Here is a 5,482-nt window from a genome sequence, read left to right as displayed (position 1 = left end):
CAGCGCGCTCATGCCCAGCCCTCCACGCCGCGCTGCTTGCGGGTCAGCACGTCGAGACAGGCCATGCGCACGGCGACGCCCATCTCGACCTGTTCGGTGATTGCGGAGCGTTCGAGATCGTCGGCAATGTCGCTGGCGATCTCCACGCCCCGGTTCATCGGTCCCGGATGCATGACCAGCGCGTCGGGCGCGGCACGGTCCAGCCGTTCGCGTGTCAGGCCGTAGAGCGTGAAATATTCGCGCGGGGAGGGGATGAAGCCGCCCTGCATCCGCTCTTTCTGGAGGCGTAGCATCATCACGACATCGGCACCTTCGAGTCCCGCATCGAAATCGGTAAAGGGGATAACGCCGAGCCGCTCGATCGCCGGTGGCATTAGCGTCGGCGGCGCGATCACATGCACTTCCGTGCCAAGCGCTGTCAGCGCAAGGATGTTCGAGCGTGCGACCCGCGAATGCAGGATATCCCCGCAGATCGCGACGCGCAGCTTTTCGAACGCCCCGCGCCGCCGCCGGATAGTCAGCGCATCGAGCAGCGCCTGTGTCGGATGTTCGTGCCAGCCGTCCCCGGCATTGAGCACCGGGCAATCGACCTTGTCGGCGATCAGCTGCACCGCGCCCGACGCCTGATGCCGGATCACGATGACATCGGCGCGCATCGCGTTGAGCGTCACCGCCGTGTCGATCAGCGTCTCGCCCTTTTTCACGCTCGATTGCGCGGCATGCATGTTGACGACGTCCGCGCCGAGCCGCTTGCCCGCAATCTCGAACGACAGCAGCGTGCGCGTCGATGCCTCGAAAAAGGCGTTCATCTGCGTCAGGCCCGCGAGCCGGTCGTCATGCTTGGAGGATTGGCGGTTGAGGTCCACCCATTGCTCGGCTTCGTCGAGCAGGAAGGTGATCTCCCAGGGCTGGAGCCCGAAAATACCGGTGAGATGCCTGTGCGGAAACGGATGCGCGCCTTCGGGCGTGGCCGCAGCAGTGGGAATCGCGTTTTGCATCAAAGGGGCCTCTTAGACCCGGGATGGGGAGGGGGCAATGGGCGCTGCTATTGCGCCACCATCGCGTCAATGGCGCCCTGCAAAATATATTCGGCCGCCACCGCGTCGACCTTGGCCGCGCGTTTCTTGCGCGTCACATCCAGATCGATCATCGCGCGTTCTACGGCTTGCGTGGACCAGCGTTCGTCCCAGAGGAGGATGGGGAGGTCGAGGGCCTGATCGAGGTTGCGGGCGAAGGCACGGGTGGATTGGGTTTGCGGGCTGTCCGTACCGTCGAGATTGAGCGGGAGGCCGATCACAAGGCCGGCGACCTGTTGGTCGGCGAAGATCGTTTTCAGCCGTTCGAGGTCCTGTGAGAATTTGCGGCGCTTCACGGTCTCCGCGGCGCTCGCGAATGTCCATTGCGCGTCGCAGAGCGCCACGCCGATCGTCTTGCTGCCGACATCGAGCCCGGCCAGCCGCCCGCCATCGGGCAGCGCCGCGCGGAAATCGCCCGCGCTGTCCGCGATCATTGCGCCGCCGCGCGATAGGCCGTCACGCGCCGCTCCACGTCTGCTCGCAGATTGCTCCAGAAGAGCATGAAATCGAAGACGTGGTAATTGTTACCGGGCAGGACGTACCGGCCATAATCCTCCGGCGGCTGGCCGACCAGCAGCAGGCCCTGATGGTCGCAGCGCGCCGAGATGAGTTCTGGTACGAGCGAGGCGTCGTTCATATCTTCGTTGGGGAGCAGCGAACCGCTATTGGCTTCGGCATTGGCCGCGCCATCGCGGTCGCCGGTCAGCGGATTGACGCACAGCATCGCCGTGTCGCCGCGGAGATCGCCTGTATAGCCGGTGCTGCCATCATAGATGCGCGTAATCTGATCTGGGTTGGCCGGTTCGCCGAAACTCTGGAAGGCGATGATGCAGTTCACGGCGTCCGGTCCAGTGCAGGGTTGCAGGGGCAGGGCGGGCAGGTCCGCCTCGACCGAAATCGGCCAGCCGATGATATAGGCCGCCGCGATGCGTCCAGCGAGATCGGTTCCCGCGATGCGCTCGTGGAGCAGCGTGGTGACATGCAGCGCGCCCTGGCTGTGCCCGGCGACGATGAAGGGCCGGTCCTCGCCGATCTCCGATAGGAAATAATCGAACGCCGTCTCAACGTCGTTATAGGCGTAGCGCAGCGCCACCGCGGCATCGTTGCTGTCGGTCAGGAACGCGCCGACCACGGCCTGGCGGTAGAGCGGCGCCCAGATCTCGCCGATACCGTTGAAGACGCTGGCCTGGCTCGCGGCGAACAGCTCCTGACGCGGCCGCGCGGCCGGGCTGTCGATCGGCGCGTTCCAGCGATCACGGTCGAGATAGGTCGTCGGCAGCACGTAGAACACGGGAATGCGCTCGATATCCGTATCGGCTTCGGAAGACTCGGGCGGTGGCGGCGCCGTATCGCCCATCGTCAGCGCGTACATGGCTTGCGTATCGACATCATTCTCAGCCGCCTGCGCCGCGCCAAAGTCCTCGGGCAGCCAGTCGCTCGGCGGGTTGGGGATGTCCGGCCGGATCAGCCACATCGCCCGGTCCGCATAGGCGCTCTCTTGCACTTCTTCGAGAACTTCGACCTCTGCGCTGGGCACGAGCGCCATCTCCAGCAGCTCGTCCTGGAACAGCGTCCAGGCGATGCCGGCCATCAGGATCAGCACGATGATAATCGCGATCAGATAGAGGAATATTCGGGCAGCCATGATCGGTCTTTCAGATGCACTCGCGCGCGCCATAGGCCAAGCTGTCCGAAAGGCCAACGCCGAGGCAGCGTACATGCGTCATACGCGCTTGCAGCAGGGACAGGGCGATGCTAGCCGCGCGGCCATGTCCGTCGATACTGAAACCGTGCTCCGCATAGCGAGCCTTGCCCGCATTGCGATGAGCGAAGAGGAGGCCGAGCGCCTCAAGCCCGATCTCAACGATATCCTCGGCTTTGTCGAGCAATTGGGCGAAGTCGATACGTCCGGCGTCGAGCCGCTGTCGGTCGTCATCGAGAACCATACCCGCATGCGCGAAGACGTCGTCACCGATGGCGACAAGCGCGAGGATATCCTCGCCAATGCGCCGGTGGCCGAACACGGCTTTTTCGGCGTGCCGAAGGTAATCGAATAGTGGCCGATATTACCGATCTGGGCGTCGCGGAGATCCGCGACGGTTTTCGCGGCGGTCAGTTTTCCGCGCGCGAAGTGGCCGATGCGTTCAACGATGCCGTTGCCGATGCCGAGGCGCTCAACTGTTTCATCGTGACAACGCCGGAAAAAGCCGTTGAGGCGGCCGAAGAAGCAGACCGTGGGTTGGCGGCGGGCGATGTGGCCGCGCTGTCCGGCGTGCCGCTCGGCATCAAGGATCTGTTCTGCACGAAGGGCGTCCAGTCCACCGCGGCGAGCCATATGCTCGAAGGCTTTGTGCCGCCCTATGAGTCGACTGTATCGGGCAAGCTGTTCGCGGCGGGCGCGGGTATGCTCGGTAAGCTCAACATGGACCAGTTCGCGATGGGCTCGTCCAACGAGACCAGCTATTTCGGCAACGTGATCTCGCCGTGGAAGCGCACCGATGGCGGCAATGCGCCGCTCTCGCCGGGCGGCAGTTCGGGCGGCACGTCGGCGGCGATCGCCGCGCATATCGTGCCCGCGGCGACCGGCACGGATACGGGCGGATCGATCCGTCAGCCCGCCGCCTTTACGGGCATTGTCGGCGTGAAGCCGACCTATGGCCGTTGCTCGCGTTTCGGCATCGTGGCCTTTGCGAGTTCGCTCGACCAGGCCGGGCCGATGGCGCGCAGCGTGAAGGATTGCGCGATCCTGCTCGAGGCGATGGCCGGATACGATCCGCACGATGCGACGTCGCTCGACGAACCCGTACCCGACTGGGAAGCGGGACTCAGCAGCGATCTGAAGGGCAAGAAGATCGGCATCCCGAAGGAGTATCGCGTCGACGATATGCCCGAGGAGATCGATGCGCTGTGGAAGCAGGGCGAGGAATGGCTGCGCGATGCTGGGGCCGAGATCGTCGACGTCTCGCTGCCGCATACGAAGTACGCGCTGCCCGCCTATTACATCATCGCGCCCGCCGAGGCCTCGGCCAATCTCGCGCGCTATGACGGCGTGCGCTACGGCCTGCGCGAGCTGCCCGAGGGCGCAAATCTGCAGGAAATGTATGCCGCGACGCGCGCCGCCGGGTTCGGCGACGAGGTCAAGCGGCGGATCATGATCGGCACCTATGTCCTCTCGGCCGGCTTCTACGACGCCTATTACACGCAGGCCGCGAAGGTGCGGACGCTGATCGTGCAGGATTTCGACAAGGCTTGGGAAAGCTGCGATTATCTGCTGACCCCGACCGCGCCGTCTGCTGCCTTCGGGCTCGGCGATCTCAGCGATGACCCGATCGCCATGTACCTAAACGACGTCTTCACCGTGCCGAGTTCGCTGGCCGGACTGCCGGCCATCGCCGTGCCAGGTGGTCTCGACAAGCAGGGGCTGCCGCTGGGTCTGCAGGTCATCGGCAAGGCGCTGGACGAGCAGGGCGTGATGAATGCGGGGCTGGCGCTGGAAGAACGCGCCGACTTTACGCATCGGGCGGAGAAATGGTGGTGAACCAAGAACGAGAACGTAAGGCGGTCGAAACAACTCTAGCGGTATTCACCCCTGATCGTCGATATACAGCGTTTTCCGCCGTTCTCAATGTTATACCTGGAGCTGCAGTTGGAGCAATTCTTGGAGTTGAGTTTTCTAGATCTAGCGTCGGAAATGATATTGGCAGCTTTTTTGCTATTGGTGGAGCTTCATTTCTTGTACTAGGATTTGCCTTCTTATTGTTTAATGTTGGAAATTCAATTTCTAATAAACCTGATCGAAGAAATTTTTTGTATCTAATTTTCGTTTTATTTTATGCAATTTTTTTGTCTTGGATATTGGAGTTGATAATCGGTCAGGGATGGAAGTTTGCTGCTGTAATGATTGTTTGGTGGTTATTTAATTCTGTTTATGCAGTTATTTCTCTTCTGATGAATCGTATAGAAAAAGGTGCAGATGTCAGCTGATTACCGCATCCAGGGCGCAACGGGAGAGTGGGAGGTCGTGATCGGCCTTGAGGTCCATGCGCAGATCACGTCCAACGCCAAGCTCTTTTCCGGCGCTTCGACCGAATTCGGCGCGGAGCCCAACTGCAACGTTTCGCTCGTCGATGCGGCGATGCCCGGGATGCTGCCGGTTGTGAATGGCGAGTGCATTCGCCAGGCGGTGCGGACGGGGCTGGCTCTCAACGCGCAGATCAACCGCTGGTCGCGTTTCGACCGGAAGAATTACTTCTATGCCGACCTGCCGCAGGGTTATCAGATTTCGCAGCTGTTCCACCCGATCGTCGGCGAGGGCGAGATCGAGGTGTCGCTCGACGAAAAGGATCCCGAAGGCACGGTCAAGACGATCGGCATCGAGCGCATCCATGTCGAGCAGGATGCGGGCA

General features: G+C 62.3%; 6 protein-coding genes and 1 pseudogene. 4 read left to right on the top strand and 3 right to left on the bottom strand.

Features of this window, described 5'->3' with window-relative positions; genetic code table 11:
* Nucleotides 1–8: 8 nt before the first annotated feature.
* The 3 genes from ACTS1Z_RS10875 to ACTS1Z_RS10865 are packed head-to-tail and all read right to left on the bottom strand — an operon-like array spanning nucleotide 9 to nucleotide 2,721.
* On the bottom strand, nucleotides 9–998 hold the full coding sequence (locus ACTS1Z_RS10875; protein ID WP_442624483.1) for an aspartate carbamoyltransferase catalytic subunit: 990 nt from the start codon (nucleotides 996–998) through the stop codon (nucleotides 9–11).
* Between the two features lie 47 nt (nucleotides 999–1,045).
* Nucleotides 1,046–1,510, bottom strand: coding sequence for a Holliday junction resolvase RuvX (gene ruvX, locus ACTS1Z_RS10870; protein ID WP_442624482.1), 465 nt, complete (start codon nucleotides 1,508–1,510; stop codon nucleotides 1,046–1,048).
* Nucleotides 1,507–2,721: a DUF3089 domain-containing protein gene (locus ACTS1Z_RS10865; RefSeq protein ID WP_442624481.1), complete on the bottom strand. Its 1,215-nt coding sequence runs from the start codon at nucleotides 2,719–2,721 to the stop codon at nucleotides 1,507–1,509. Before ACTS1Z_RS10865 ends, ruvX begins: the two co-directional genes overlap by 4 nt.
* A gap of 124 nt (nucleotides 2,722–2,845) precedes the next feature.
* Between ACTS1Z_RS10865 and gatC the strand changes: the two genes are divergently transcribed.
* From gatC to gatB, 4 genes and pseudogenes are all read left to right on the top strand, one after another.
* Nucleotides 2,846–3,133: an Asp-tRNA(Asn)/Glu-tRNA(Gln) amidotransferase subunit GatC gene (gene gatC / locus ACTS1Z_RS10860; protein WP_442624484.1), complete on the top strand. Its 288-nt coding sequence runs from the start codon at nucleotides 2,846–2,848 to the stop codon at nucleotides 3,131–3,133.
* Nucleotides 3,133–4,614: an Asp-tRNA(Asn)/Glu-tRNA(Gln) amidotransferase subunit GatA gene (gatA, locus tag ACTS1Z_RS10855; RefSeq protein ID WP_442624480.1), complete on the top strand. Its 1,482-nt coding sequence runs from the start codon at nucleotides 3,133–3,135 to the stop codon at nucleotides 4,612–4,614. The genes gatC and gatA overlap by 1 nt, the downstream gene beginning before the upstream one ends.
* The gene (locus ACTS1Z_RS10850) at nucleotides 4,611–5,060 is read left to right on the top strand and encodes a hypothetical protein (RefSeq protein WP_442624479.1); all 450 of its coding nucleotides are present in this window, start codon (nucleotides 4,611–4,613) and stop codon (nucleotides 5,058–5,060) included. The genes gatA and ACTS1Z_RS10850 overlap by 4 nt, the downstream gene beginning before the upstream one ends.
* Nucleotides 5,050–5,482: pseudogene (gene gatB / locus ACTS1Z_RS10845) on the top strand (Asp-tRNA(Asn)/Glu-tRNA(Gln) amidotransferase subunit GatB); the annotation flags it as partial. The gene ACTS1Z_RS10850 and the pseudogene gatB, both read left to right, overlap by 11 nt.

It is taken from the genome of Parasphingopyxis sp., assembly GCF_052168295.1.
Lineage (GTDB): Bacteria > Pseudomonadota > Alphaproteobacteria > Sphingomonadales > Sphingomonadaceae > Parasphingopyxis.
Note: the sequence above shows the minus strand (reverse complement) of the source record. Positions and strands in the feature narration are given on the sequence as shown.